We start from the raw sequence: 24,561 nt of genomic DNA on the forward strand, positions 1-24,561 counted from the left end.
CATGGCTGTGGGGATGAGCAGGACAACCCATTCCCTTGCGCGCAACGACCTGCCGGGCATCCTGTGGATGCTGGTGGCGGGTCTGTGCTTCGTCGCGGTCAACGGCACGGTGCGCTGGCTGGGGCAGGCGCTGCCCGCGGCCGAGGGCGCCTTCATCCGCTTCGCCTTCGGGCTGCTGTTCCTGGTCCCGGCGCTGGCGCCGGCGCTGCGGCAGGGCTTCGCCCCGCGCATCTGGGCGCTTTTCGCGCTGCGCGGCGGGCTGCATGTGCTGGCGGTGATCCTGTGGTTCTATGCCATGGCCCGCATCACCGTGGCCGAGGTCACCGCCATCGGCTTTCTCAACCCGGTCGTGGTCACGCTGGGCGCGGCGCTGCTGATGGGCGAGCGGATCTCGTGGCGGCGCGGGCTGGCCATCGCCGTGGCGCTGGCGGGGGCGATGATCGTGCTGCGGCCCGGCATCCGCGCGCTGGAGCCCGGCCACCTGGCGCAGCTGGGCGCCGCGGTGATCTTTGGCGGCTCCTACCTGGTGGCGAAGCGGCTGTCGGAACTGGTGCCGGCCTCGGTCGTGGTGGCGATGATGTCGCTGACGGTCTGCATCGGCCTGGCGCCGGTTGCGGCGCTGGTCTGGGTGCCGCCGACGCTGGTGCAATGCGCGGTGCTGGCCTGCACCGCCTTTTTCGCCACCGCCGGGCATTACGCGATGACGCGGGCCTTTGCCGCCGCGCCCCTGACGGTGACGCAGCCCGTCACCCTGCTGCAGCTGATCTGGGCCAGCCTTCTGGGCGCGCTGGCCTTTGCCGAGCCGGTCGACCTGTGGGTGCTGGTCGGCGGCGCGATCATGATCGGCGCCATCAGCTATATCACCTGGCGCGAGGCGCGGCTGCGGCGCCCCACGATCACCCCGCCGGCCGAGGCGACGCGGGAAAGCTAGGCCGGGTGTTCCAGCGCGCCGCCGGCCTGGCCGCGCTGCACCACCAGGCGCGACATGATACCCTGCCGCGTCACCCGGCCGCCGCCCTGCAAGGGCAGCATCTCGGCGCCGGTCTCGGTCATGGCCTGGATGACCTGGCGCACCGGGGTCTGGCGGTCGATGGGGGTGCCGGTGGCCTCGCCCGGCTCGGCCATGTCCTCGGCCCTCAGCACCGCCAAGGGGTTCATGTGGGCGACGAAATCCTCGACATAGGCGTTCGCCGGATGGGCGATGATCTCGCGCGCGGTGCCGACCTGGACGATGCGGCCGCCCTCCATCAGCGCGATGCGGTTGCCGATGCGGAACGCCTCGTCGAGGTCGTGGCTGACGAAGACGATGGTGCGGCGGAACCGCTTCTGCAATTCCAGCAATTCGTCCTGCAGCCGGTTGCGGATCAGCGGGTCCAGCGCCGAGAAGGGCTCGTCCATCAACAGGATCGGCGCCTCGGTGGCGAAGGCGCGCGCCAGGCCCACGCGCTGCTGCATGCCGCCCGACAGGTCGCCCACCTTGCGCTCGGCCCAGTCGGCCAGGCCGACGGTGGCCAGCTGCGCATCGACGCGGCGGCGGCGTTCGGCGGCGGGGATGCCGGCCAGCTCCAGCCCCAGCCCGACGTTCTCGCGCACCGAGCGCCAGGGCAGCAGGCCGAATTGCTGGAAGACCATGGCGATGCATTCGCGGCGCAGCCGGCGCAGCTCGGCGCCCGAGGCCTTGGTCACCGAGGCCATGCGGTCGCCGTCCCAGACCCGCACCTCGCCGCGGCAGACCGGGTTGAGCCCGTTCACCGCCCGCAAGAGCGTGGACTTGCCCGAGCCGGAAAGGCCCATCAGCACCAGGATCTCGCCCTCGCGCACGGTCAGCGAGCAGTTGTGGACGCCCAGCACCTGCCCGGTCTCGGCCTTGATCGGGCCGCGGTCCAGGCCCTGGTCCATCAGCGGCAGCGCGGCCTGGGGCGCGTCGCCGAAGACGATGTTCACATTGTCGAACTCGACCGCGTTATGCGCGGCTTGCCTGGCCTCAGTCATGGCGCCCCCTTACCCGCAGCATCCGGTCCAGCATGATCGCGACCACCACGATGATGAAGCCGCTTTCGAAACCCAGCGCCGTGTTCACGCTGTTCAGCGCCCGGACCACCGGCACGCCCAGCCCCGAGGCGCCGACCAGCGCTGCGATGACGACCATGGACAGCGACAGCATGATGGTCTGGTTCAGCCCGGCCATGATTTGCGGCGTGGCGCTTGGCAGCTCGACCTTCCATAGCAGCTGGCGCGGGGTGGCGCCGAAGGCGGTGGCGGCCTCGACCAGCGCCCTGGGCGTCGAGGAGATGCCCAGATGCGTCAGCCGGATCGGCGCCGGCAGCACGAAGATCACCGTGGCGATCAGGCCGGGCACCATGCCGATGCCGAAGAAGACGATGGCCGGGATCAGGTAGACGAAGGTCGGCAGCGTCTGCATCAGGTCCAGCACCGGCCGCATCCAGGCGTAAAGCCGCGGCCGGTGCGCGGCGGCGATGCCCATGGGCACGCCGATCGCCATGCAGACGACGCAGGCGGCAAGCACCAGGGTCAGCGACTGCATCGTCTCTTTCCAATAGCCCTGGTTGAGGATGAACAGGAAGCCCAGGGCGACCAGCAGGCAGGTCTTCCAGCTGCGCTGCAAGGCCCAGGTCAGGGCCACGGCCAGCAGGGTGAAGACCAGCGGATGCGGGAATTCCAGCATCCTCAGGATGCCGCCGATCAGCCCCTCCATCAGCCGCGAGACGGCATTGAAGACCACGGCGGCATGGGCGTTGAGCCAGTCGAAGATCGCCTTGGCGGTCCGGCCCACCGGGATCTTGGTCTCGGTCAGGAATGCGGTCAGTTGGTCCATGCGTCCCTTTCTTTCTGCCGTGCGGGATCGTCGGGGCTCCAGGGGGTTGCGCCGCAGGGTCGCGGCGGCACGGCCCGGACGCGCCATCCCGGCCAGGGTAGAGAAAACCGTCCCATGAGCAAGGCGGAGCAGGCGGCGGCGCCCCCGCCTGCCCGGCCCTTATTCGGAAAGCACCTTGTCCAGCGCCGCCTGCGCATCGCCGCCGTCGGCGGCGGTGACGCCCGCGATCCAGGGCTGCGCCGCTTCCGGGTTGGCGCGGAGCCATTTCAGCGCCGCCTCGGCCGGCTGCATGCCGTCGTTCAGGATCAGGCCCATGACCTCGTTCTCCATGGGCAGGGTGAATTCCAGGTTCTGCAGGAACTTGCCGACGTTCGGGCAGGTCTCGGCATAGCCGGCGCGGGTATTGGTATCGACGCGCGCGCCGCCGAAATCGGGGCCGAAGACCTCGTCCCCGCCGGCCAGGTAGGTCATCTGGAACTGGCTGTTCATCGGATGCGGCTCCCAGCCCAGGAAGACGACCGGCTTGCCGGCGGCCTCGGCGCGCGCGACCTGCGCCAGCATCCCCTGTTCGCTGCTTTCGACGACCTCGAAGGTGCCCAGGTCGAACTTGTTCCCGGCCACCATCTCCAGCAGCAGGCGGTTGCCGTCGTTGCCCGGCTCGATGCCGTAGATCTTGCCCTCCAGCGCGTCCTTGTGCGCGGCGATCCCGGCGAAATCGGCGATGCCCAGCTCGGCCCCGGCCTTGTTCGTCGCCAGCGTGTATTTCGCCCCGGTCAGGTTGGTGCGCAGGATGTCCACGGTGCCCGCCTCGCGATAGGGGGCGATGTCGGCCTCCATCGTCGGCATCCAGTTGCCCAGGAACACGTCCACGTCGTCGGTGGACAGCGCCGTATAGGTCACGGGCACCGACAGGATCTTGGTTTCGGTCTGATACCCCAGCGCCCCCAGCACGGTCGAGGCCAGCGCGGTGGTGGCGCTGATGTCGGACCAGCCCACGTCCGAGAAGACGACCTTGCGGCACTCCATCGGCTCTTGCGCCGCAGCGATGCCGGCCGTGGCGAGCGAGGCGACCAGCCCGGCGGCAAGAGCTGCGGAAGTGCGGCGAAATGTCATCTTTATCTCCTAGGTTCGTTGACGGGTGATGTGATTAAGGCTTTCATTGATTGACGAGTCAATCAATGATCTGCCAGATACGGGTCTCTTGCACGAATTTTCCAACGGAATTGCACCATGGTGTCCTGTCATGCCCAAGCTTGGCGCTGAACCTATCCGAAAAGCGGCGCTGATCAACGCCGCGATTGCCACGGTGGGCCGGGCGGGCTCGCTGGACGTCACCGTGGCGCAGATCGCGCGCGCGGCGGGCATGTCCTCGGCGCTTGCGCATCACTATTTCGGCTCGAAGGAGCGGATCTTCCTGGCGGCGATGCGGCATATCCTGGCGCAATACGGCGACTCGACCCGCGCTGCGCTGCGCGGCGCCGAAACGCCGCAGGAGCGGCTGCGCGCCATCATCGCCGCCAGTTTCGACGGCGCCAATTTCGAACACGATACTATCGCCGCCTGGCTGAACTTCTATGCGCTGGCGCTGGTCGAGCCCGAGGCGGCGCGGCTGTTGCGGGTCTATCACCGCCGGCTCGCCTCGAATCTGCTGACGGCCTTGCGCCCGTTGGCCGGGGCGGGGGCCGAGCCCATCGCCCGCACGCTGGGGGCGCTGATCGACGGGCTTTACCTGCGCGCGGCGCTGTCCAACGAGGCCGATGCCGCCGCTGCCGAACGAACCACGCTGGACTATCTGGAAAAGGTGCTGCCATGAGCCATGACGCGCAACCGCCGGCAAGCCTTTACATCGACGGCGCCCATGTCGAGGGCGAGGGCGCGGCGCTGCCGGTGCATTACCCCTATGACGGCGCGGTGATCGCGCGGCTGCGCGAGGCGTCCCCGGCGCAGGTAGCGCAGGCGACCGCCGCCGCTGCCGCCGCGCAGCCGGCCTGGGCGGCGCTGCGCCCGGTCGAGCGCGGCCGGGTGCTGGTCCGGGCGGCGCAGATCATCCGCGAACGGGGCGAGGAACTGGCGCGGCTGGAGACGCTGGACACCGGCAAGCCGATCCAGGAGACGCGGGTGGCCGACTGGCCCTCGGGCGCCGATGCGCTGGAATATTTCGGCGGGCTGGCGCCGACCGTCACCGGGCAGATGATCCCGCTGGGCGGCGATTTCGTCTATACGATTCGCGAACCGCTGGGGGTCTGCGCCGGCATCGGCGCCTGGAACTATCCCAGCCAGATCGCCTGCTGGAAGGCGGCGCCTGCCTTGGCCATGGGCAATGCCATGGTCTTCAAGCCCAGCGAGGAAACCCCGCTGGGCGCCCTGAAGCTGGCCGAGATCCTGGCCGAGGCCGGTTTGCCGGCCGGCATCTTCAACGTGGTGCAGGGCCGCGGCGCGGTCGGTGCGGCGCTGGTGACGGATCCGCGCGTGGCCAAGGTGTCGCTGACCGGCTCGGTCGCGACCGGGCAAAGGGTCTATGCCGCGGCGGCCGAGGGCATGCGGCATGTGACGATGGAACTGGGCGGCAAGTCGCCGCTGGTCGTCTTCGACGACGCCTCGCTGGAGGATGCGGTCGGCGCGGCGATGCTGGCGAATTTCTATTCCTCGGGCCAAATCTGCTCGAACGGGACGCGGGTCTTCGTGCAGCAGGGCATCCTGCCCGCCTTCCTGGACCGGCTGGCCGAGCGGGTGGCGAACATCAAGATCGGCGATCCGCTGGACGAGGCGACCCAGCACGGCCCCATCGTCAGCCCAGGCCAGGCGGCGAAGATCCGCGCTGCCATCCAACGCGGATGCGACGAGGGCGCGCGGCTGGTCTGCGGCGGGCCGGGCGAGGGCGCCTTCGTGCCGCCGACCGTCTTTGCCGATGCCTCGGATGACATGTGGATCGTGCGCGAGGAGATCTTCGGCCCGGTCATGTCGGTGCTGGGTTTCGCGACCGAGGAGGAGGCCGTCGCCCGCGCCAATGCCTCGCCCTATGGACTGGCGGCCGGGGTGTTCACCCGCGACCTGGCGCGTGGCCACCGGGTCGCGGCGGCCTTGCAGGCCGGGACCACCTGGATCAATGCCTATAACCTGACCCCGGTCGAGGCGCCCTTTGGCGGCGTCAAGCTGTCGGGGATCGGGCGCGAGAACTCGGCCGCGGCCATCGAGCATTATTCGCAGCTGAAATCGGTCTATGTCGGCATGGGAGGCGTCGATGCGCCCTATTGATCGGCGCCGCGCCGGCGGCACGGTCGGCATGGGTATTTGGACAACGAAGAAGCCCGCCAGGGCGATGCAGGGGAGGCAGGCGTGATCCCGGATTATGTGATCGTCGGCGCCGGCTCTGCCGGCTGCGCGCTGGCTTACCGGCTGGTGATGGCCGGCAAGCGCGTGGACATCGTCGAATATGGCGGCAGCGATGTCGGGCCCTTCATCCAGATGCCGGCGGCGCTGAGCTATCCGATGAACATGCGCCGTTATGACTGGGGGTTTTCATCCGAGCCCGAGCCGCATCTGGGCGGGCGGCGGCTGGTCACGCCGCGCGGCAAGGTGGTCGGGGGGTCGAGTTCGATCAACGGCATGGTCTTCGTGCGCGGCCATGCCAGGGATTTCGACTTCTGGGCCGAGAGCGGGGCGGCGGGCTGGGCCTATGCCGACGTGCTGCCCTATTTCAAGCGCATGGAGACCTCGCATGGCGCGGTCAGCGACTATCGCGGCAGCGAGGGGCCGCTGCATGTGACGCGCGGTTCGCGCAAGAACCCGCTGTTCGACGCCTTCATCCGCGCCGGGCGCGAGGCCGGCTATCCGACGACCGAGGATTACAACGGCGCCCGCCAGGAAGGCTTCGGCGCCATGGAGGCGACGATCTGGGAGGGGCGGCGCTGGTCGGCCGCCAATGCCTATCTGCGCCCGGCGCAGGAGACCGGGCTGCTGCGGCTGCGGCGCGGGCTGGCGCGGCGGGTGGTCTTCGAGGACGGCCGCGCCGTGGGCGTCGAGGTCGGCAACACCCGCGGCATCACCGTGTTCCGCGCGCGGCAGGAGGTGATTCTTTCGGCCAGTTCGATCAATACGCCGAAGCTTCTGATGCTGTCGGGCATCGGCCCTGCCGAGCATCTGCGCGCGCATGGCATCGAGATCCTGGCGGACCGGCCGGGCGTGGGCGCGAATCTCCAGGACCACCTGGAGGTCTACATGCAATATACCGCGACCCAGCCGGTCACGCTCTACAAGCACTGGAACCTGTGGGGGAAGGGCTCGATCGGGGCGCAATGGCTGGCGACGGGGACGGGCCTCGGGGCCTCGAACCAGTTCGAGAGCTGCGGCTTCATCCGTTCGGCCGCCGGGGTGGAATACCCGGATATCCAGTATCACTTCCTGCCCTTGGCCGTGCGCTACGACGGCCGGGCGGCGGCCGAGGGGCACGGCTTCCAGGTCCATGTCGGGCCGATGCGGTCGAAGTCGCGCGGCACGGTGCGGCTGAAATCCGCCGATCCCAAGCAGGCGCCCGAGATCCGCTTCAACTACATGTCGCATCCCGACGACTGGGCCGAGTTCCGCGCCTGCGTGCGGCTGACGCGCGAGATCTTTGCCCAGCCCGCCTTCGCCGCCTACAAGGGCCACGAGATCCAGCCCGGCGAGGGCGTGGTGAGCGACGACCAGATCGACGCCTTCATCCGCGACCATGCCGAGTCGGCATTCCACCCCTGCGGCACGGCGCGGATGGGCGCGGCCGACGACCCCTTGGCGGTGGTCGACCCGGAGCTGCGGGTGATCGGGGTCGAGGGGCTGCGCGTCGCCGACAGCTCGGTCTTTCCGCGCATCACCAACGGCAACCTGAATGCGCCCTCGATCATGACCGGGGAGAAGGCCGCCGATCACATCCTGGGCGCGGGCATGCTGGCGCCGCTGAACCTGGGGCCGGAAATGGCGCCGGATTGGCAGATCGCCCAGCGTTCCGCCTAGTTCAGGAATCCTTGGGGTTTTTCAGCAGGTCGGCAAGCCCGGCGAAGGGCTTGCGCGCCTCTTCCTCGGGCGGGGGTTCGGGGGCGTCGAGCGCCGCGCCCTCGGCCCGCGGGTAAAGCGGCAGCGCCAGCGCCAGCGCCTCGGTCATGATCGTCTCGATGTCGATGAACTGGCCCAGGGGCTCCAGATCCTCGTCCGGCATCTCGACCTCGTCGCCTTCGGGCGTGCCGGCATGGGGCGAAAAGACGCGGTGCAGGGATTCGCGCAATTCGGTCTCGACCGGGGCCAGCGTCACCACGCAGGGCTGCACGACGCGGGCCGAAAGCGCCCCCGTCACCTCCCAGGCGTCGCTGGCCACGGCGCGGATGCGGCCGGAAAAATCCAGCCGGGGCAGGGCGATCAGCCCCAGCTCTGCCGCCAGCGCCCGGCGGGCGGGCGCTGTGGGGGCCAGCGCGAAATCGGTCGGCTGGCGCGGGTTCAGATGGGCCACCCGGAACCGGGTCTGCGGGGCTTTGGAATCGGTCATCGGTGGCCTTTCGCGGGCAAAACCGCCCTTGGTCTGGATATTCTTGAGCGTGGGGCATGAGTTTGCTAAGCCGGTCGCGCGGCGTCAACAGGCGCGTAAGAGGGCAGAGAAAAGATGAAGATTTCCCGGCGGCAGCTCATGGCTTTTGCACTGGCCGCACCTCTGGGCCTTTCCGCCTGCCAGGCCACCTATCGCAACCACGGCTATATCCCGCCCGAGGAGCAGCTGGCCCAGGTCGTCGTCGGCCAGACCCCGCAGGCCGAGCTGGAAGGGTTGATCGGCCGGCCTTCGGCGCAGGGGCTGCTGACCGGCTCGGCCTGGTATTACGTGGGCTCGCGCTGGCAGTTCTACGGCCCGCGCGAACCGCGCGAGATCGACCGCCAGGTGGTTGCCATCAGCTTCGCCGAAAGCGGCGTGGTCAGCAATGTCGAGCGCTTCGGGCTGGAGCGCGGGCAGGTCGTGGTGCTGTCGCGCCGCGTCACCGATACCGGCGTGACCAGCCTTGGCCTGATCCGCCAGCTTCTGGGCAATGTCGGCCGCGTCCAGGCCGGGGATTTCCTAGGCGATTGATCGGGGTGGGGCGGGGCGCCTTGCCGGGCGTCCCCTTTCAGCGGCTTGGCCGCCCTTCAGCCCGGCTCCGGCACGAAGCGCAGCGCCACGCCGTTGATGCAATAGCGCAGGCCCGTCGGCGGCGGGCCGTCGGGGAAGACATGGCCCAGATGCGCGTCGCAGCGGTGGCAGCGCACCTCGGTGCGGATCATGCCGTGGCTGGTGTCGCGATGCTCGTCGATGTCGCCCGCCGGGCTGGGGCGGGAAAAGCTGGGCCAGCCGCAATGGCTTTCGAACTTGGCGTCGCCCTCGAACAGCCGGGCCCCGCAACAGGCGCATTCGTAATGCCCCGGCCCCTTGGGAAAGCCCGGATGCGAGAACGGCCGCTCGGTCCCCGCCTGCCGCGTCACGCGATAGGTTTCGGCGTCCAGCGCTGCCCGCCATTCCGCGTCGCTCTTGATGATCCGTTCCGACATCTTGGCCCTTCAATCCTGCCATGCTGCTGTTACAAGATAGGCGCAGTATGGATGTTAACAAGTCGGAGCGGGCCGGTTTACGGGCCGGGCGGGAACGCCATGATTTCACTCAGCAAGGGCCGTTACCAGGTCGGCTTTGCCGAAGGCCCCGCAGAGATCCGCGAGGCGCAGCGGCTGCGCTGGCTTTGCTTTCTGGGCCGGCGCGGTGCGGGCGCGGGGGATGGCGAGCCGCCGCTGGATGCCGACGATTACGACGACCGATGCAGCCATGTGCTGATTCGCGACAAGGCCGGCGGCAGGCTGGTCGCGTGCTTTCGCATGCTGACGCTGACCTGCGGCGCCCAGATCGGCGACAGCTATTCCGCGCGCCATTACAACCTGTCGCGGCTGCGCGATTTCCGCGGCCCCATGGTCGAGATCGGCCGCTTCTGCATCCACCCGGAATGGCACGACCCGGACATCCTGCGCCTGGCCTGGGGCGCGCTGGCGCGGCATGTCGACGACGCGCGCATCGAGATGCTGTTCGGCTGCTCCAGCTTTGCCGGCACCGACATCCACGGCTACGAGGACGCGTTCGCCATGCTGCGCGAGCGGCATCTGGCGCCGAAGCGCTGGCTGCCGCGGGTCAAGGCGCCGCAGGTGTTTCGCTTTGCCCGCGCGCTGCGGCTGCGCAAGGCGGACCCGCGCCGGGCGATGGCGGCGATGCCGCCGCTTCTGCGCTCATACCTCGCCATGGGGGGCTGGGTCAGCGACCATGCGGTGGTGGATCGGCAGATGGATACGCTGCATGTCTTCACCGGGCTGGAGATCCGGGCCATTCCCCCGGAACGGGCGAAACTGTTGCGCGCGGCCGGGGCGTAAGGGCGGCTTTGCATCCGCCGGCGAAACCCCCTATCTGCGCAGGCATGAGCGACAGATTCCAATTCACCGTCCACGCCACCGACGGCCGCGCCCGCAGCGGCGTGATCCAGACCCCGCGGGGCGAGATCCGCACCCCCGCCTTCATGCCCGTGGGCACCGCCGCCACGGTCAAGGCGATGCTGCCCGAATCGGTCCGCGCCACCGGCGCCGACATCCTGCTGGGCAACACCTATCACCTGATGCTGCGCCCCGGCGCCGAACGCATCGCCCGGCTGGGCGGGCTGCACAAGTTCATGAACTGGCCGCGCCCGATCCTGACCGATTCGGGCGGCTTCCAAGTCATGTCGCTGGCGGGCCTGCGCAAGCTGACGGAAGAGGGCGTGACCTTCTCCAGCCATGTCGACGGCTCCAAGCACCACCTTTCGCCCGAGACCAGCATGGAGATCCAGCGCCTGCTGGGCTCGGACATCGTCATGGCCTTCGACGAATGCCCGGCGCTGCCCGCGACCGAGGAGGAGGTGGCGAAATCCATGCGCATGTCGATGCGTTGGGCCGAGCGTAGCCGCGACGCCTTCGGCGACCGGCCGGGACATGCGCTGTTCGGCATCATGCAGGGCGGCGTCACCCGCGAATTGCGCGAGGAATCGGCCGAGGCGCTGAAGGCGATCGGCTTCGACGGCTATGCCATCGGCGGTCTCGCCGTGGGCGAGGGGCAGGAGGCGATGTTCGGCGTGCTGGACTATGCGCCGGGCTTCTTGCCGCAGGACAAGCCGCGCTACCTGATGGGCGTGGGCAAGCCCGACGACATCGTCGGCGCGGTGGTTCGCGGGGTGGACATGATGGATTGCGTGCTGCCCTCGCGCTCGGGGCGCACGGGGCAGGCCTGGACCCGGCGCGGGCAGGTCAACATCAAGAACGCCCGCCATGCCGACGACCCGCGCCCGCTGGACGCCGATTGCAGCTGCCCGGCCTGCACCGGCTACAGTCGCGCCTATCTGCATCACGTCTTCCGCGCCGGCGAGATGATCTCGGGGATGCTGCTGACCTGGCACAACCTGCATTACTTCCAGGAGCTGATGGCCGGGCTGCGCGACGCCATCGCGGGCGGAACCCTGGCCGAGTTCGTTGCCCGATTCGAGGCAATGCGGGCACAGGGCGACATCGAACCGCGTTGAAACGCCGGGTCGTGCCTTGAATTTCGGCGAACCTTCGATAATCCCGAAGGGAATCGCCGGCGGAAGGACCGCCCCCTGAAGGAACCCTATGCCCGCAAAAGCAACGAACGATCAAAAGCCCGAGATCCGCACCCTGACCACCACGGCCGAACTGGCCGAGTTCTGCGCCCTGGCCAAGACCCAGCCCTATGTCACGCTCGACACCGAATTCCTGCGCGAGCGGACCTATTATTCCCGGCTTTGCCTGATCCAGGCCGCGCTGCCCCCGGCCTCGGCCGCGAAGGCGGCGGGGGGCTCGGCGGTGCTGATCGACCCGCTGGTCGAGGGGCTGTCGCTCGAGCCGCTCTACGACCTTTTCCGCCACAAGGCGACGGTCAAGGTATTCCATGCCGCGCGGCAGGATCTGGAGATCTTCTTCCACGACGCGGGCGTGATGCCCGATCCGCTGTTCGACACCCAGATCGCCGCCATGGTCTGCGGCTTTGGCGAGCAGGTCGGCTACGAAACGCTGGTCAAGAAGATCGCGCGCCAGCCGCTGGACAAGTCGTCGCGCTTTACCGACTGGTCGCACCGGCCGCTCTCGGATGCGCAGGCGGCCTATGCGCTGGCCGACGTTACGCATCTGCGGGCGATCTACGAGTTCCTCTCGACCCAGCTCGACAAGACCGGGCGCGCGCCCTGGCTGGCCGAAGAGGTCGCGGTGCTTCTGAACCCCGAAACCTACATCACCCGCCCGGAAGAGGCGTGGGAGCGGGTGCGCACCCGCTCCGGCTCGCCCCGCTTCCTGGCCGTGGTGCGCGAGTTGGCGCGTTTCCGCGAGACCTATGCGCAGGAACGCGACATTCCGCGCGCCCGCGTGTTCAAGGACGACGCGCTGATCGAGCTGGCCTCGACCAAGCCGCTGTCCGAGGCCGACCTGGCCAAGTCGCGGCTGCTTCTGCGCGACGCACGCCGTGGCGAGATCGCCAATGGCATCCTTTCGGCCGTCAAGGCCGGGGTCGAGGCCAAGGATCTGCCCAAGCCCGCCCCCGACGAGCCGGGCCGGCCGGGCAATGCCGCGCTGGCGGAGCTGCTGCGGGTGCTGCTGAAGGCCAAGGCCGATGCGGCCGGGGTGGCGCCGCGGCTGATCGCCTCGGCCTCGGATCTGGACGCCATCGCCTCGGGCATGCGCGACCTGCCGGCGCTGTCGGGCTGGCGTACCGAGGTCTTCGGCCGCGACGCGCTGCGGCTGGCGGCCGGCGAGATCGCGCTTTCGGCGCAGGGCGGCGCGGTCAAGGTTGTGCCGGTCGCGCCCTAGTCCTCTTCCCCCTCCGCCACGTCGCGGGCGGCGGGGCTGACCAGGACGCGGATCAGATACAGCACCACCATGGCCATGGCGGTGGCCATCAGCGCCAGGCGCAGGTCGCCGGTGCCGCAGCACAGGCCGATGGCGCCGCAAAGCCACATCGAGGCGCCGGTGGTGATGCCGCGCACATTGCCCTTGTTGATGACGATGGACCCCGCGGCCAGGAAGGCCACGCCCGCCGTCACCGCCTCGATCAGCCGCAGGGGGTCGGTGCGCTGCTGCTGCTCGTTCACCGGGCTGAAATCGACCAGTTCCATCGCCACCAGCGTAAAGCAGGCCGCGGCCAGCGCGATCAGCATATGGGTGCGCAGCCCGGCGGCGCGGGATTTCACCTCGCGCTCCCAGCCGATCACCCCGCCCAGCAGAACCGCCATGGTCAGCCGCAAGGCGACCACGCCGGCGGGCAGGCTCATGGGGCGCGAGAACTCGCCCGCCAGCATGTCCAGCATATTGTCACTTTCGAGACGCTTTTTCCTCGATCCCCGAACGCCCCTCGCGGCGGTCGAGTTCATTTTCCACGTCGGAAAGCGTCACGTCGCGCGCCGCCAGCATGACCAGCAGGTGGTAAAGCGTATCGGCCGCCTCGGAAATCAGCCGCTCGCGGTCGCCCTTGACCGCCTCGATGATCGCCTCGACGGCCTCTTCGCCGAATTTCTCGGCGCATTTCTCGGGGCCCTTGGCCAGCAGCTTGGCGGTCCAGCTGCTCTCCGGGTCGGCGCCCTTGCGCGCGGCGATTGTCCCGGCCAGGCGGTGCAGGCCGGTGGGCAGGGGATCGCTCATGTCAGCCGCACCGGGATGCCGGCGGCGGCCAGATGCTCCTTGGCCTCGCGGATGGTGAAGGTGCCGAAATGGAAGATCGAGGCGGCCAAGACCGCCGAGGCATGGCCCTCCAGCACGCCCTCGGCCAGATGCTCCAGCATGCCGACCCCGCCCGAGGCGATCACCGGGATGCCGACCGCATCGGCCACGGCGCGGGTCAGCGGGATGTTGAAGCCCGACTTGGTGCCGTCGCGGTCCATGCTGGTCAGCAGGATCTCGCCCGCGCCCCTGGCGGCGACGGTGCGGGCGAATTCCACGGCGTCGATGCCGGTGGGCTTGCGGCCGCCATGGGTGAAGATCTCCCACTTGCCCGGCGCCACGGTCTTGGCGTCGATGGCGCAGACGATGCACTGGCTGCCGAAGCGGTCGGCGGCCTCGGCGATCACGTCGGGGTTCGCGACGGCGGCCGAGTTGAAGCTGACCTTGTCCGCGCCCGCCAGCAGCAGGTCGCGCACGTCCTTGTGGCTGCGCACGCCGCCGCCCACGGTCAGCGGCACGAAGCAGGCCTCGGCGGTGCGCGTCACCAGGTCGTACATGGTGCCGCGATTCTCATGCGTGGCATGGATGTCGAGAAAACAGATCTCGTCCGCGCCGGCGGCGTCATAGGCGCGCGCCGCCTCGACCGGGTCGCCGGCATCGACGAGATCGACGAAGTTCACGCCCTTGACCACGCGGCCATCGGCGACATCCAGGCAGGGGATCACACGGGTCTTCAGCATGATGCCTTGTTACCTCGCCCCGCGCGCTCAGGCCAGCGCCTTCAGCGCCGCATGAAGGTCGATGGCGCCGTCGTAGAGCGCCCGGCCCGAGATCGCCCCGGCGATGACCCCGGTCGCGCGCAGCGCCAGCAGATCCTGCATCGAGGAAACCCCGCCCGAGGCGATGACCGGAATGTTGACCGCCCGCGCCAGGGCCTCGGTCGCGGCGATGTTGGGGCCGGCCATGGCGCCGTCGCGGTCGATGTCGGTATAGATGATCGCGGCAACGCCCGCGTCCTGGAAGCGATGCGCCAGGTCGACGGCCATCACGTCGGTCTCCTCGGCCCAGCCGCGGGTTGCGACCCGGCCGTTGCGGGCGTCGATGCCGACGGCGATCTTGCCGGGGAAAGCCATCGCCGCCTCGCGCACCAGGTCGGGCTGCTCGACCGCCACCGTGCCCAGGATCACCCGCGCCAGCCCGCGTTCCAGCCAGGCCTCGATGGTGGCCATGTCGCGGATGCCGCCGCCCAGCTGGGCGGGCACGTCGATGGCGGCCAGGATCGCCTCGACCGCGGCGGCGTTGACCGGCTTGCCGGCGAAGGCGCCGTTCAGGTCGACCAGATGCAGCCATTCCGCCCCGGCATCCTGGAAGGCGCGGGCCTGCGCGGCGGGGTCCGAGCCGAAGACGGTCGCCGCCTCCATGTCGCCGCGCAGCAGGCGCACGCAATTGCCGTCCTTGAGGTCGATCGCGGGATAAAGGATCATCGCATCTCTCCTGATAGCGTGGCGCCCCTTTGCCACAGCCGGCGGCGGACCGAAAGGCCCCGGATCCGCCGGCCGCGACCTCACGTCAGGCTTGATCGGCGGCCCGGGGCGCGCCCATCCTGCGGCCCGGACCATAACCCTGGGGAGGGGGGAATCACCATGAGGACATTGGCTCTTGCCACGCTGCTCGCGCTTGCGGGCGCCACCGCGCAGGCCCAGGGCATCGGCGGCATCTTCCAGACCCAGGCCAATGACGACGGCAATGTCGGCATGGTCGAGTTCTACGACTGCGACGGCAAGTATTGCGGCCGGCTGGTCAGAAGCTTCGACAAGGCGGGCAAGCAGATCAAGTCGCCCCATGACGGCAAGAACATCGTCGCCGGCATGGCCGACGAGGGCGGCGGCAAGTTCTCGGGCGGCACGATCTGGGATCCCGGCGCCGACAAGACCTACAATTCGAAGATGCAGCTCGACGGCAAGACGCTGAACGTCTCGGGCTGCGTCGCGGTCTTCTGCAAGACGCAGCAATGGGTGCGGGTCAAATAGCCGCCCGGCTTCCGCTGCGGCTTTCTCCGTTTTCCAAATACTCCGGGGGACGCCTTCCAGGCCCCGTCGAGGGGCCTGGAAGGCGGGGGGCAGAGCCCCCGCCACCGCCCGTCACGGGCGCCAGCGCAGGAAGTTGCCGATGATGCGCAGCCCCACGGCCTGCGACTTCTCGGGGTGGAACTGGGTGCCGACGATGTTGTCCCGCCCGACCACCGCCGTCACCGGCCCGCCGTAATCGGCGGTCGCCAGCAGATGCGCGGGATCGGCGACCCGGAACTGCCAGCCATGCACGAAATAGGCATGGTCGCCCGTGGCGATCCCGTCGAGCAGCGGGTGCGGGCGCAGCACCCTGAGGTCGTTCCAGCCCATATGCGGCACCTTCAGGCCGGGCGCCCGGATCGCCTCGATCTCGCCGCCGATCCAGCCCAGTCCCGCGGTGTCGCGATATTCGTGCCCGATCTCGGCCAGCATCTGCATGCCGACGCAGATGCCCATGAAGGGCACGGCGCGGGCGATCACCGCCTCGTGCAGCGCCTCGACCATGCCCGGCACGGCGTCGAGCGCCGCCCGGCAGGCCGGAAAGGCGCCGTCGCCCGGCAGCACGATGCGATCGGCGCGCGCGACCTCGGCCGGGTCGGATGTCACCACCACCTCGGCCCCCGCCTCGCGCCCCATCAGCGCAAAGGCCTTTTCGGCCGAATGCAGGTTGCCGCTGTCGTAATCGACCAGCGCCACCCGCATCACAGCGCGCCCTTGGTCGAGGGCAGCACGCCCGCCATGCGCGGGTCGGGCTCGACCGCCTCGCGCAGGGCGCGGGCGACGGCCTTGAAGGCCGCCTCGGCGATGTGATGGGCGTTGAGCCCGTGCAGCCGGTCGACATGCAGCGTGATCCCGCCATGGGTCGCAAGCGCCTGGAAGAATTCCCGCACCAGCTCGGTGTCGAAGCCGCCGATCTTCTGCGCCGGGAAATCCACGTTCCAGACCAGATAGGGCCGCGCCGACAGATCCAGCGCCGCGCGCACCAGCGCATCGTCCATCGCCAGGTGGAAGGCGCCATAGCGGCGGATGCCCCGCTTGTCGCCCAGCGCCTGCGTCAGCGCCTGGCCGATGGCGATGCCGGTATCCTCGACCGTGTGGTGGTCGTCGATATGCAGGTCGCCCCTGGCCCGCACGGTCAGGTCGATCAGCGAATGCCGGGCCAGCTGGTCCAGCATGTGGTCGAAGAACCCGACGCCGGTCCGGTTGTCGTAGCGGCCGCTGCCGTCGAGGTCCAGTTCGACCTCGATCTGCGTCTCGGCCGTCTCGCGGGTGATCTTTGCGCGGCGCATCGCGTCTCTCTCCATCATGCAGGCTTGCCGCCTTATAGGGTCCGATCCGGCGGCTGAAAAGCCGATGCGGCGCCGCAGGCCCGGCGGGAAAACCCCGCCGCGTCCCGCCCGTCCTTGTCATATGGCCGGTGCAATGCGAAAAGTGGTGGGCGAGCCCCGAAGGACAAGCGACCCGAAAGGATCCTGGCCGATGAGAGATGATCTGAACGTCAGTGAAAAACGGCTGATCGCGGCCCTGGACCGCATCGACCAGTTCCTGGACCGTACCGCCGCGGCGCGGCATGCCCCGCAGCCCGTCCCGGCGGATGCGGAGGCCGCCTCGCAGCTGCACGAGCTTCAGGCCGAAAACCGCCGCCTTTCGCAAGAGCTTGCCGCCCTGCACGAGCGCCAGTCCGTCACGCTTTCGGACTGCGAGCAGAGGCTGGCCGAGGCGCATCGGCGCCTGGTCGAGGCCGGGGAGGAGGCCGCGCGGCTTTCGGCCGCCAACGAGGCGCTGGCCGAGGCCAACCGCGCCCTGATCGCGGCGCAGCAGGGGGACGGCGCGCAGGACGAGGCCCGCCGCGCGCTGGAGGCCGAGGTCGAATCGCTGCGCGCCGCCCGCGCGGCCGAGGTCGCGCAGATGGGCGAGATCGTCGATGCGCTGGACCGCATGATCGAGGCCCCCGCCCCCGCGGAGGGCGTTTCGGAGACGGCGCCGGCGCCGGACACGGCCGAGCATGCCGATGCGGCGCTGGACGAGGGAAGGGGCTGAACCATGGCGGAAGTGGATTTCTCGATCGGGCACAAGTCCTATACCCTGGCCTGCCAGGAGGGCGAGGAGCGGCTGCTCAAGCGCGCCGCCGGCCTGCTGGATGCCGAGGCGCGGGTGATTCTGGAACAGGCCGGCCGGATGCCCGAGCCGCGGCTTTTGCTGCTGTCGGGGCTGATGCTGGCCGACCGCACCTCGGCGCTGGAGGATCGCCTGGCCTCGCTGGAGCGCGAACTGGCGCGGCTGAAGGCCAACCCGCAGCGCGTCGAGGTGCCGGTGGTGCCCGAGAGCCTGGGCGAGGCCATGGCGGAACTGGCCGCGCGGGCCGAGGCCCTGGCGCAGAAGGCCGAGGACCAGCTGGCGGATTGAGCGCCGGCGCCGCCGATCCCGGAGTATTTGCAAAACCGTGAAGGGGCGGGCTGCGGGGTGCGCGCCCGTGCCCCCTTTTGGCCGGTGCGGTCCTGGCTGTATAGCGCGGGCCGACCATCCATTCAGGAGCATTCATGGAACGCCTTCTCGAACGCAGCCTTTTCGCCAGCCGCTGGATGATGGCGCCGATCTATGTCGGTCTGGCGCTGTCTCTGCTTATCCTGCTTTGGGTCTTTGCGCTGGAGCTTTGGCATCTGATCGGCATCCTGCCGGTGATGACGGTCAACGATGCGGTGCTGGGGGTGCTGGCGCTGATCGACCTGAGCCTGGCGGCGAACCTCCTGCTGATCGTGATCTTCTCGGGCTACGAGAATTTCGTCAGCCGCATGGACCTGAGCGAACACGAGGACCGGCCGGAGTGGCAGGGCGAGGTGGATTTCTCGGCGCTGAAGCTGAAGCTGGTGGCCTCGATCGTGGCCATCTCGGGCATCCACCTGCTGAAGGTGTTCATGGATGTCGGCAAATACGCCCCCGAGCAGATCCGCTGGATGGTGGTGATCCATCTGGTCTTCGTGATCTCGGGCGTGCTGCTGGCCGCGATGGACTGGATCGCGAGCCACGGCAAGTCGCTGAAGAAGGGCAAGGCGTCCCAGTTCTGAGCCCTCGGCCCGGCGGCGCGGCCGCATGGGTATTTGGGCAACGAAGAAGCGCGGGGCGGCGCCTGGCCGGCGGCGCCGCTTTCCGTGGCGGATTTTTGGCCGGGCGGGCGGCGCGGACCCTTGCGACTTCGCCCGCCATGGCTATAACCCCGGACGATTTATCAGCCGCAAGCCCTGGGGACCGTCATGCCGAAAAGAACCGATATCAAATCCATCCTGATCATCGGTGCCGGTCCCATCGTCATCGGGCAGGCCTGCGAATTCGACTATTCCGGCGCCCAGGCCTGCAAGGCGCTGCGCGAAGAGGGCTACCGGGTCATCCTGGTGAACTCGAACCCCGCCACGATCATGACCGATCCCGAGATGGCGGATGCGACCTATATCGAGCCGATCACCCCCGAGGTGGTGGAAAAGATCATCGCCAAGGAGCGGCCCGATGCGCTGCTGCCGACCATGGGCGGACAGACCGGGCTGAACACCGCCCTGGCGCTGGCCGACATGGGCGTGCTGAACCGCTACGGCGTCGAGCTGATCGGCGCGCAGCGCGCCGCCATCGAGATGGCCGAGGACCGCAAGCTGTTCCGCGAGGCCATGGACCGCATCGGGCTGGAGAACCCGCGCGCCACCATCGTCGCCGCGCCCAAGCATCCGAACGGCAAATACGACATCGCGGCCGGGGTCTCGATGGCCATGGAGGCGCTGGAGGAGATCGGCCTGCCCGCCATCATCCGCCCCGCCTTCACCCTGGGCGGCACCGGCGGCGGCGTCGCCTATAACCGCGACGATTACGAGCGCATCGTGCGCTCGGGGCTGGAAGCCTCTCCGGTCGCGCAGGTGCTGGTGGACGAGAGCCTGCTGGGCTGGAAGGAATACGAGATGGAGGTCGTGCGCGACCGCGCCGACAATGCCATCATCGTCTGTTCCATCGAGAACGTCGATCCGATGGGCGTGCATACCGGCGATTCGATCACCGTCGCCCCGGCGCTGACCCTGACCGACCGCGAATACCAGCGCATGCGCAACGGCTCGATCGCCGTGCTGCGCGAGATCGGGGTCGAGACCGGCGGCTCGAACGTGCAATGGGCGATCAATCCGCGCGACGGCCGCATGGTGGTGATCGAGATGAACCCGCGGGTTTCGCGCTCCTCGGCGCTGGCGTCCAAGGCCACGGGCTTCCCCATCGCCAAGATCGCCGCCAAGCTGGCCGTCGGCTATACGCTGGACGAACTGGACAACGACATCACCCGCGTCACCCCGGCCAGCTTCGAGCCCTCGATCGACTATGTCGTGACCAAGATCCCGCGCTTCGCCTTCGAGAAGTTTCCCGGTTCCAAGCCCGAGCTGACCACGGCGATGAAATCCGTGGGCGAGGTCATGGCCGTCGGCCGCACCTTCCACGAATCGCTGCAAAAGGCGCTGACCTCGATGGAGAACGGGCTGACCGGGCTTGACGACATCGAGATCCCCGGCGCGCCCGACAAGGCGGCCATCGTCAAGGCGATCAGCCAGCAGACCCCCGACCGGCTGCGCCTGATCGCCCAGGCCATGCGCCACGGGCTTTCCGACGACGAGATCCAGCACGCGACCAGCTTCGACCCCTGGTTCCTGGCCCGGCTGCGCGAGATCGTCGATGCCGAGGCAGAGCTGTGCGCCCAGGGCCTGCCCGAGGATGCCGAGGGCCTGCGGCGGCTGAAGATGATGGGCTTTACCGATGCGCGGCTGGCGAAGCTTGCCGGCAAGGCCGAGGCCGAGGTTCGCCAGGCCCGCCGCGCCCATGACCTGCACCCGGTCTTCAAGCGCATCGACACCTGCGCGGCCGAGTTCGAGGCCCAGACCCCTTATATGTATTCGACCTACGAGGCCCCGGCGATGGGCGAGGTCGAGAACGAGGCCCGGCCCAGCGACCGCAAGAAGGTGGTGATCCTGGGCGGCGGCCCGAACCGCATCGGCCAGGGCATCGAGTTCGACTATTGCTGCTGCCATGCCTGTTTCGCGCTGACCAAGGCCGGCTACGAGACGATCATGGTCAACTGCAACCCCGAGACGGTCTCGACCGATTACGACACCTCGGACCGGCTCTATTTCGAGCCGCTGACCCTGGAGCATGTGCTGGAGATCCTGGCGGTCGAGCAGGAGAACGGCACGCTGCACGGCGTCATCGTCCAGTTCGGCGGCCAGACGCCGCTGAAGCTGGCCAATGCGCTGGAGGAGGAGGGCATCCCGATCCTCGGCACCACGCCCGACGCCATCGACCTGGCCGAGGACCGCGAGCGCTTCCAGAAGCTGCTCAACGACCTGGGGCTGAAGCAGCCGATCAACGGCATCGCGCATTCCGACGCCGAGGCCATCGAGATCGCGCAGCGCATCGGCTTCCCGCTGGTCATCCGTCCGTCCTATGTGCTGGGCGGCCGCGCGATGGAGATCGTGCGCGACATGGACCAGCTCAACCGCTATATCCGCGAGGCGGTGCAGGTTTCCGGCGACAGCCCGGTGCTTCTGGACAGCTATCTCTCGGGTGCCATCGAGGTCGATGTCGATGCGCTGTCCGACGGCAAGACCGTCCATGTCGCCGGCATCATGGAGCATATCGAGGAAGCGGGCGTCCATTCCGGCGACTCGGCCTGCTCGCTGCCGCCGCATACGCTGGACGCCGCCACCATCGCCGAGCTGAAGGTCCAGACCGAGGCGATGGCCCGCGCGCTGAACGTCGTCGGGCTGATGAACGTGCAATTCGCGCTGAAGGACGGCGCGATCTATGTGCTGGAAGTGAACCCGCGCGCCTCGCGCACCGTGCCCTTCGTCGCCAAGGCCACCGACAGCGCGATTGCGTCCATCGCCGCGCGGTTGATGGCGGGCGAGCCGATGTCGAACTTCCCCGCCCGCGCGGCCTATCCCGAGGGCGTCGGCCCCGACGATCCGCTGCCCTTTGCCGATCCGCTGACGCTGGCCGATCCCAACACGCCCTGGTTCTCGGTCAAGGAGGCGGTGCTGCCCTTCGCCCGCTTCCCCGGCGTCGATACGCTGCTTGGCCCGGAAATGCGCTCGACCGGCGAGGTCATGGGCTGGGACCGCAGCTTCCCGCGCGCCTTCCTCAAGGCGCAGATGGGGGCGGGGACGCAGCTGCCCGAAGGCGGGCTGGTCTTCGTCTCGGTCCGCGACGCCGACAAGACCGCCGATCTGGCCGAGGCTGCGCGCGAGCTGACCGCCATGGGCTTCAAGCTGGTCGCGACCCGCGGCACGGCCGAGTTCCTGCGCGGCGCGGGGGTCGAGACCGAATTGGTGAACAAGGTCTATGAGGGCCGCCCGAACATCGTGGACCGGCTGAAGAACGGCGAGATCGCCATGGTGCTGAACACCACCGAGGGCGCCCAGGCCATCGCCGATTCGCGCGAGATCCGTGCGGTCGCGCTGAACGACAAGATCCCCTATTACACCACTGCCGCCGGCAGCATCGCCGCCGTCGCGGCGATCAAGTCGCGCGGCGAAGGTGAAGTCGGGGTGAGGTCGCTTCAGGCCTAGGACCGATCTGGCCGGTTGGAGGAGGTCGGGGTGATTCCGCGCCCCGGTCCCGGCCGTCAGCCGGCACGGCATGGAAGGCTGGCGACCCGCCGGGCAAATGCGACGGCTGAACGGGGGGACCGATCCGGTTCCGCAACGCCACGATCCGCAAGGGCGAACGGGCCGGCGCTTTCATCGGCGCCGCCGAGGGCGATCCGCTGAAACCGGGCAGCCGCCCCGCCTGCAATCATGCGGTGGCGACAGGTGATCGCCTGGCCGCTTCCCGGCGCGGCTTCATCTGTCGGGGTGGCGACATTCGTCCGGCAGGATGATTAAACCCGGCGACGGCTTTACGATTTGCGCAAGGCGGGGGCGACCCGCTTGGTCCATGCTGGGGCGACGGAATACGAAATCATCGCGTTCCTCGTGCAAAAGACGCCATCTGTCCCAAGGCGGCAGGGCGCGCGCGGCTGGCCGATGGCGGCATGAGTAAATTGCCCTCATCCCACGAATTGCAGGACAATCGCAGCTTTCAAGCTATCGAAAATAAGGGATGAAGTGGCAGCCCGTAGGGGGCCATTCTTCCCCCGTAAATTCAATGCCGTTGGCTTGTCCAACCCGCCCGGAAGGGGGCCTTGAGATCATTCAAGATATTCCTGCGTTGTCTAACCTAAAAGTCACGCCGGAAATAGAAACCCCCGGTGCGCTGGCCGGCGCTACCGAGGGCAAAGAGAAAGCGGCTAAGCTTCGTAGGGAAGGCTATCCGACCCGCCCGCGCGCCGCAAGCCCCGTGCCGCTGCCCGGCGCGTGGGAGCGCGCTCGGTTTGGCTGGCTTAAGGCCATCCGCACGAGCGGCCTTTCCCCCAATGCCAAGGTGTTGGCCTGCTGCATTGTCCATGACGCCGCTGACCGTCTGTCCGGTGCCTGTTTCTGGAAGCGTAGCCAGTTCGCCGAGGGATGCGGCTTTTCCGAGGACACGGTGAAGCGGGCTTTTCGAGCCTTGGAGGACGCCGGCTTTCTGGCCAGAGCCAAAGCCCGCGGGCGCGGATCGCGCCGGCGCATCCTGTTCACAGTGCCCGGCGATCTGGGCGCGCCGGTGAACCAGTTCCCGCGCCAGCAGGCCCCGATCGGGCATCAGGACGAGCCGAACCATCCCCGCGAAGCGGCCGAGATTGCCCCCTTTTCGGGGGGCGGACAGACGCCCGAACGCATCCGATCCGACCCCGGAAAGGGGTGCGCCGCTGCACCCTTTTCGGTGCATGCGAGGGAGTCGGAAAGGGGTGCAGATCGCCGCGAAAAAGGGTGCAGCGGCGCACCCCCCATATATATTATTCCAAGGAATATTCCAAACGCGCGCGAGGCGGAGCCGCAAAAGCATCCTGCATCCGTCGCAAACGGTGCTCCTCGAAAGCCGAGGCTGAACCTTGCCAGCGTGGCGCACCACGGCAGCGACCGGGAGGCGGCGTGGAATGGCTGGCTGGGGAAGAACGGTTTCCCGACGCTGGCCGCGTTGCGGGTGAAATCCAGCGATGCGCAGGGCACCGGCTGGGAAACCCCCTATCGCTACCCCCCGACCGCGCACAACGTGTTCGAAGCCCGAACCGCCCGCCTTTGGGCGGAATGGGCAGCTGCCACGATGGAGGATCGTCATGCCGCGTAACCGCGAGGAGTTCGCCGATGTGATGGGTTGGTTCGAAACTCGGCAAGCGCAGATGGAAGCTGATTTTCCTGTGCCCCCGGCCAACATCGACTGGCATGGCGAGTTCATCCGCATCAGCGGCCTGTCTGGCGCTGTGCGCGTCGTGGGCGGCACCATCGCCCTGTTCGGCTGCGAGGATGGCAGCGATGAATGCCGGCTGACCCCCGCCGAGATCGCGGGCGGATCGGGCATGAGCGTCCGAGCCACCCGGCGGGCGCTGCGCGTTCTGCTGGATAGCGGCTGGGTTGAGCAGCGGCCGAGCCGTGAGGACGGCCAGCCAGTTTACGTCCTGGCGCTGCCCAGCTTTGCCGCCACGCCTGCCGGAGCGATGCTGGGGCAGATGGACCGCCGGGCTGCGCTGACCATCGGCACGGCCTTGACCGAACTGACGCGCGCCAGTGCCGACAATCTTCCCGCTGACGCCGTGCTGACCGGCGGGCTTGTGGCTGTCGCTTCGGCCATTGCGGCGGATCACGGCCCGGATGAGGCGGCGCGGTGCCTGCGCGATCTGGCGGCGCTGATCCAGCACGGCCCGGAAGCCTGGCCCGAGTTGCCCCCGTCCGATGCGAGCGACGGGTTCGAGGCCGAGGGGGAAGCAGCATTCCGCGCGGGCTTCGACCCGGCGGCGGGTCCTTCCGGGGGCTGACCGTATACGGGTGGCAGAGGCGCGAAGCA

The 24,561-nt window shown here is 68.7% G+C and carries 26 protein-coding genes; 15 read left to right on the forward strand and 11 right to left on the reverse strand.

Annotated elements, in window-relative coordinates:
- The first annotated feature begins 13 nt into the window (after window positions 1–13).
- Entirely contained in the window at window positions 14–931 is a 918-nt protein-coding gene (locus tag E3U25_RS04390) for a DMT family transporter (protein ID WP_244294958.1), read from the forward strand.
- On the opposite strand, the gene choV is transcribed toward E3U25_RS04390, so the two are convergent.
- The 3 genes from choV to choX form a co-directional block, all read right to left on the reverse strand.
- Window positions 928–1,992 carry a choline ABC transporter ATP-binding protein gene (gene choV / locus E3U25_RS04395; protein ID WP_036749460.1) on the reverse strand — a complete coding sequence of 355 codons (1,065 nt, stop codon included), beginning with the start codon at window positions 1,990–1,992 and terminating at the stop codon, window positions 928–930. The two genes, E3U25_RS04390 and choV, sit on opposite strands and share 4 nt — an antisense overlap.
- Window positions 1,985–2,836 (reverse strand): choline ABC transporter permease subunit, encoded by an 852-nt coding sequence (choW, locus tag E3U25_RS04400; protein WP_116221096.1) that lies wholly within the window; start codon window positions 2,834–2,836, stop codon window positions 1,985–1,987. The genes choV and choW overlap by 8 nt, the downstream gene beginning before the upstream one ends.
- 159 nt (window positions 2,837–2,995) lie before the next feature.
- A complete protein-coding gene (gene choX / locus E3U25_RS04405; protein WP_116221095.1) occupies window positions 2,996–3,949 on the reverse strand; it encodes a choline ABC transporter substrate-binding protein in 954 nt (317 codons plus the stop codon).
- A gap of 130 nt (window positions 3,950–4,079) precedes the next feature.
- Between choX and betI the strand changes: the two genes are divergently transcribed.
- The 3 genes from betI to betA all read left to right on the forward strand — a co-directional run bounded on the left by betI (window position 4,080) and on the right by betA (window position 7,825).
- On the forward strand, window positions 4,080–4,649 hold the full coding sequence (gene betI, locus E3U25_RS04410; protein ID WP_116221094.1) for a transcriptional regulator BetI: 570 nt from the start codon (window positions 4,080–4,082) through the stop codon (window positions 4,647–4,649).
- Window positions 4,646–6,091: a betaine-aldehyde dehydrogenase gene (betB, locus tag E3U25_RS04415; protein ID WP_116221093.1), complete on the forward strand. Its 1,446-nt coding sequence runs from the start codon at window positions 4,646–4,648 to the stop codon at window positions 6,089–6,091. Before betI ends, betB begins: the two co-directional genes overlap by 4 nt.
- 81 nt (window positions 6,092–6,172) lie before the next feature.
- Window positions 6,173–7,825 carry a choline dehydrogenase gene (betA, locus tag E3U25_RS04420; RefSeq protein ID WP_116221702.1) on the forward strand — a complete coding sequence of 551 codons (1,653 nt, stop codon included), beginning with the start codon at window positions 6,173–6,175 and terminating at the stop codon, window positions 7,823–7,825.
- Window position 7,826: 1 nt separating this feature from the next.
- Here the strand turns inward: betA and E3U25_RS04425 are convergent, their stop codons facing one another.
- Entirely contained in the window at window positions 7,827–8,351 is a 525-nt protein-coding gene (locus E3U25_RS04425; RefSeq protein ID WP_116221092.1) for a YceD family protein, read from the reverse strand.
- A 138-nt stretch (window positions 8,352–8,489) separates the two neighbouring features.
- On the opposite strand from E3U25_RS04425, the gene E3U25_RS04430 reads away from it, so the two are divergent.
- On the forward strand, window positions 8,490–8,921 hold the full coding sequence (locus E3U25_RS04430) for an outer membrane protein assembly factor BamE (protein ID WP_240540457.1): 432 nt from the start codon (window positions 8,490–8,492) through the stop codon (window positions 8,919–8,921).
- A gap of 56 nt (window positions 8,922–8,977) precedes the next feature.
- On the opposite strand, the gene msrB is transcribed toward E3U25_RS04430, so the two are convergent.
- Window positions 8,978–9,376: a peptide-methionine (R)-S-oxide reductase MsrB gene (gene msrB, locus E3U25_RS04435; RefSeq protein WP_036749485.1), complete on the reverse strand. Its 399-nt coding sequence runs from the start codon at window positions 9,374–9,376 to the stop codon at window positions 8,978–8,980.
- A gap of 99 nt (window positions 9,377–9,475) precedes the next feature.
- Here msrB and E3U25_RS04440 point away from each other — a divergent pair, with 99 nt between their 5' ends.
- The 3 genes from E3U25_RS04440 to rnd all read left to right on the forward strand — a co-directional run bounded on the left by E3U25_RS04440 (window position 9,476) and on the right by rnd (window position 12,709).
- Window positions 9,476–10,237, forward strand: a complete 762-nt coding sequence (locus E3U25_RS04440) for a GNAT family N-acetyltransferase (RefSeq protein WP_116221091.1) — start codon at window positions 9,476–9,478, stop codon at window positions 10,235–10,237.
- 44 nt (window positions 10,238–10,281) lie between these two features.
- On the forward strand, window positions 10,282–11,412 hold the full coding sequence (gene tgt, locus E3U25_RS04445; RefSeq protein WP_072460774.1) for a tRNA guanosine(34) transglycosylase Tgt: 1,131 nt from the start codon (window positions 10,282–10,284) through the stop codon (window positions 11,410–11,412).
- A gap of 124 nt (window positions 11,413–11,536) precedes the next feature.
- Window positions 11,537–12,709: a ribonuclease D gene (rnd, locus tag E3U25_RS04450; protein ID WP_166435497.1), complete on the forward strand. Its 1,173-nt coding sequence runs from the start codon at window positions 11,537–11,539 to the stop codon at window positions 12,707–12,709.
- Here rnd and E3U25_RS04455 read toward each other — a convergent pair.
- From E3U25_RS04455 to hisA, 4 genes are read right to left on the reverse strand one after another with little or no spacing between them, the layout of a single operon-like run.
- Window positions 12,706–13,206 carry an MgtC/SapB family protein gene (locus E3U25_RS04455; protein WP_036749493.1) on the reverse strand — a complete coding sequence of 167 codons (501 nt, stop codon included), beginning with the start codon at window positions 13,204–13,206 and terminating at the stop codon, window positions 12,706–12,708. The two genes, rnd and E3U25_RS04455, sit on opposite strands and share 4 nt — an antisense overlap.
- Window positions 13,207–13,210: 4 nt before the next feature.
- A complete protein-coding gene (locus tag E3U25_RS04460; protein WP_036749496.1) occupies window positions 13,211–13,537 on the reverse strand; it encodes a phosphoribosyl-ATP diphosphatase in 327 nt (108 codons plus the stop codon).
- Complete coding sequence (gene hisF, locus E3U25_RS04465) at window positions 13,534–14,295, reverse strand: imidazole glycerol phosphate synthase subunit HisF (protein WP_116221089.1); 762 nt, start codon at window positions 14,293–14,295, stop codon at window positions 13,534–13,536. Before hisF ends, E3U25_RS04460 begins: the two co-directional genes overlap by 4 nt.
- A 27-nt stretch (window positions 14,296–14,322) precedes the next feature.
- Window positions 14,323–15,039, reverse strand: a complete 717-nt coding sequence (hisA, locus tag E3U25_RS04470; RefSeq protein ID WP_072460773.1) for a 1-(5-phosphoribosyl)-5-[(5-phosphoribosylamino)methylideneamino]imidazole-4-carboxamide isomerase — start codon at window positions 15,037–15,039, stop codon at window positions 14,323–14,325.
- 159 nt (window positions 15,040–15,198) lie between these two features.
- Between hisA and E3U25_RS04475 the strand changes: the two genes are divergently transcribed.
- Window positions 15,199–15,585 carry a DUF2147 domain-containing protein gene (locus E3U25_RS04475; RefSeq protein WP_116221088.1) on the forward strand — a complete coding sequence of 129 codons (387 nt, stop codon included), beginning with the start codon at window positions 15,199–15,201 and terminating at the stop codon, window positions 15,583–15,585.
- Window positions 15,586–15,696: 111 nt separating this feature from the next.
- On the opposite strand, the gene hisH is transcribed toward E3U25_RS04475, so the two are convergent.
- Together hisH and hisB are read right to left on the reverse strand one after the other, a co-directional pair.
- Window positions 15,697–16,326 (reverse strand): imidazole glycerol phosphate synthase subunit HisH, encoded by a 630-nt coding sequence (gene hisH / locus E3U25_RS04480; protein WP_036749507.1) that lies wholly within the window; start codon window positions 16,324–16,326, stop codon window positions 15,697–15,699.
- Complete coding sequence (gene hisB / locus E3U25_RS04485) at window positions 16,326–16,913, reverse strand: imidazoleglycerol-phosphate dehydratase HisB (protein ID WP_116221087.1); 588 nt, start codon at window positions 16,911–16,913, stop codon at window positions 16,326–16,328. The genes hisH and hisB overlap by 1 nt, the downstream gene beginning before the upstream one ends.
- Window positions 16,914–17,103: 190 nt before the next feature.
- Here hisB and E3U25_RS04490 point away from each other — a divergent pair, with 190 nt between their 5' ends.
- The 6 genes from E3U25_RS04490 to E3U25_RS04515 all read left to right on the forward strand — a co-directional run bounded on the left by E3U25_RS04490 (window position 17,104) and on the right by E3U25_RS04515 (window position 24,532).
- Window positions 17,104–17,664: a hypothetical protein gene (locus E3U25_RS04490; RefSeq protein WP_244294957.1), complete on the forward strand. Its 561-nt coding sequence runs from the start codon at window positions 17,104–17,106 to the stop codon at window positions 17,662–17,664.
- Between the two features lie 3 nt (window positions 17,665–17,667).
- Window positions 17,668–18,030, forward strand: a complete 363-nt coding sequence (locus E3U25_RS04495) for a cell division protein ZapA (RefSeq protein WP_024843277.1) — start codon at window positions 17,668–17,670, stop codon at window positions 18,028–18,030.
- Between the two features lie 134 nt (window positions 18,031–18,164).
- Complete coding sequence (locus E3U25_RS04500; protein ID WP_116221086.1) at window positions 18,165–18,689, forward strand: TIGR00645 family protein; 525 nt, start codon at window positions 18,165–18,167, stop codon at window positions 18,687–18,689.
- A 186-nt stretch (window positions 18,690–18,875) separates the two neighbouring features.
- Complete coding sequence (carB, locus tag E3U25_RS04505) at window positions 18,876–22,208, forward strand: carbamoyl-phosphate synthase large subunit (protein ID WP_116221085.1); 3,333 nt, start codon at window positions 18,876–18,878, stop codon at window positions 22,206–22,208.
- A 640-nt stretch (window positions 22,209–22,848) separates the two neighbouring features.
- Entirely contained in the window at window positions 22,849–23,847 is a 999-nt protein-coding gene (locus tag E3U25_RS04510) for a helix-turn-helix domain-containing protein (protein ID WP_140847527.1), read from the forward strand.
- A complete protein-coding gene (locus E3U25_RS04515) occupies window positions 23,837–24,532 on the forward strand; it encodes a helix-turn-helix domain-containing protein (RefSeq protein WP_116221083.1) in 696 nt (231 codons plus the stop codon). The genes E3U25_RS04510 and E3U25_RS04515 overlap by 11 nt, the downstream gene beginning before the upstream one ends.
- The last annotated feature ends 29 nt before the right edge of the window (window positions 24,533–24,561 follow it).

The sequence above is a fragment of the Paracoccus versutus genome (assembly GCF_029909795.1).
GTDB classification, from domain to species: domain Bacteria; phylum Pseudomonadota; class Alphaproteobacteria; order Rhodobacterales; family Rhodobacteraceae; genus Paracoccus; species Paracoccus versutus.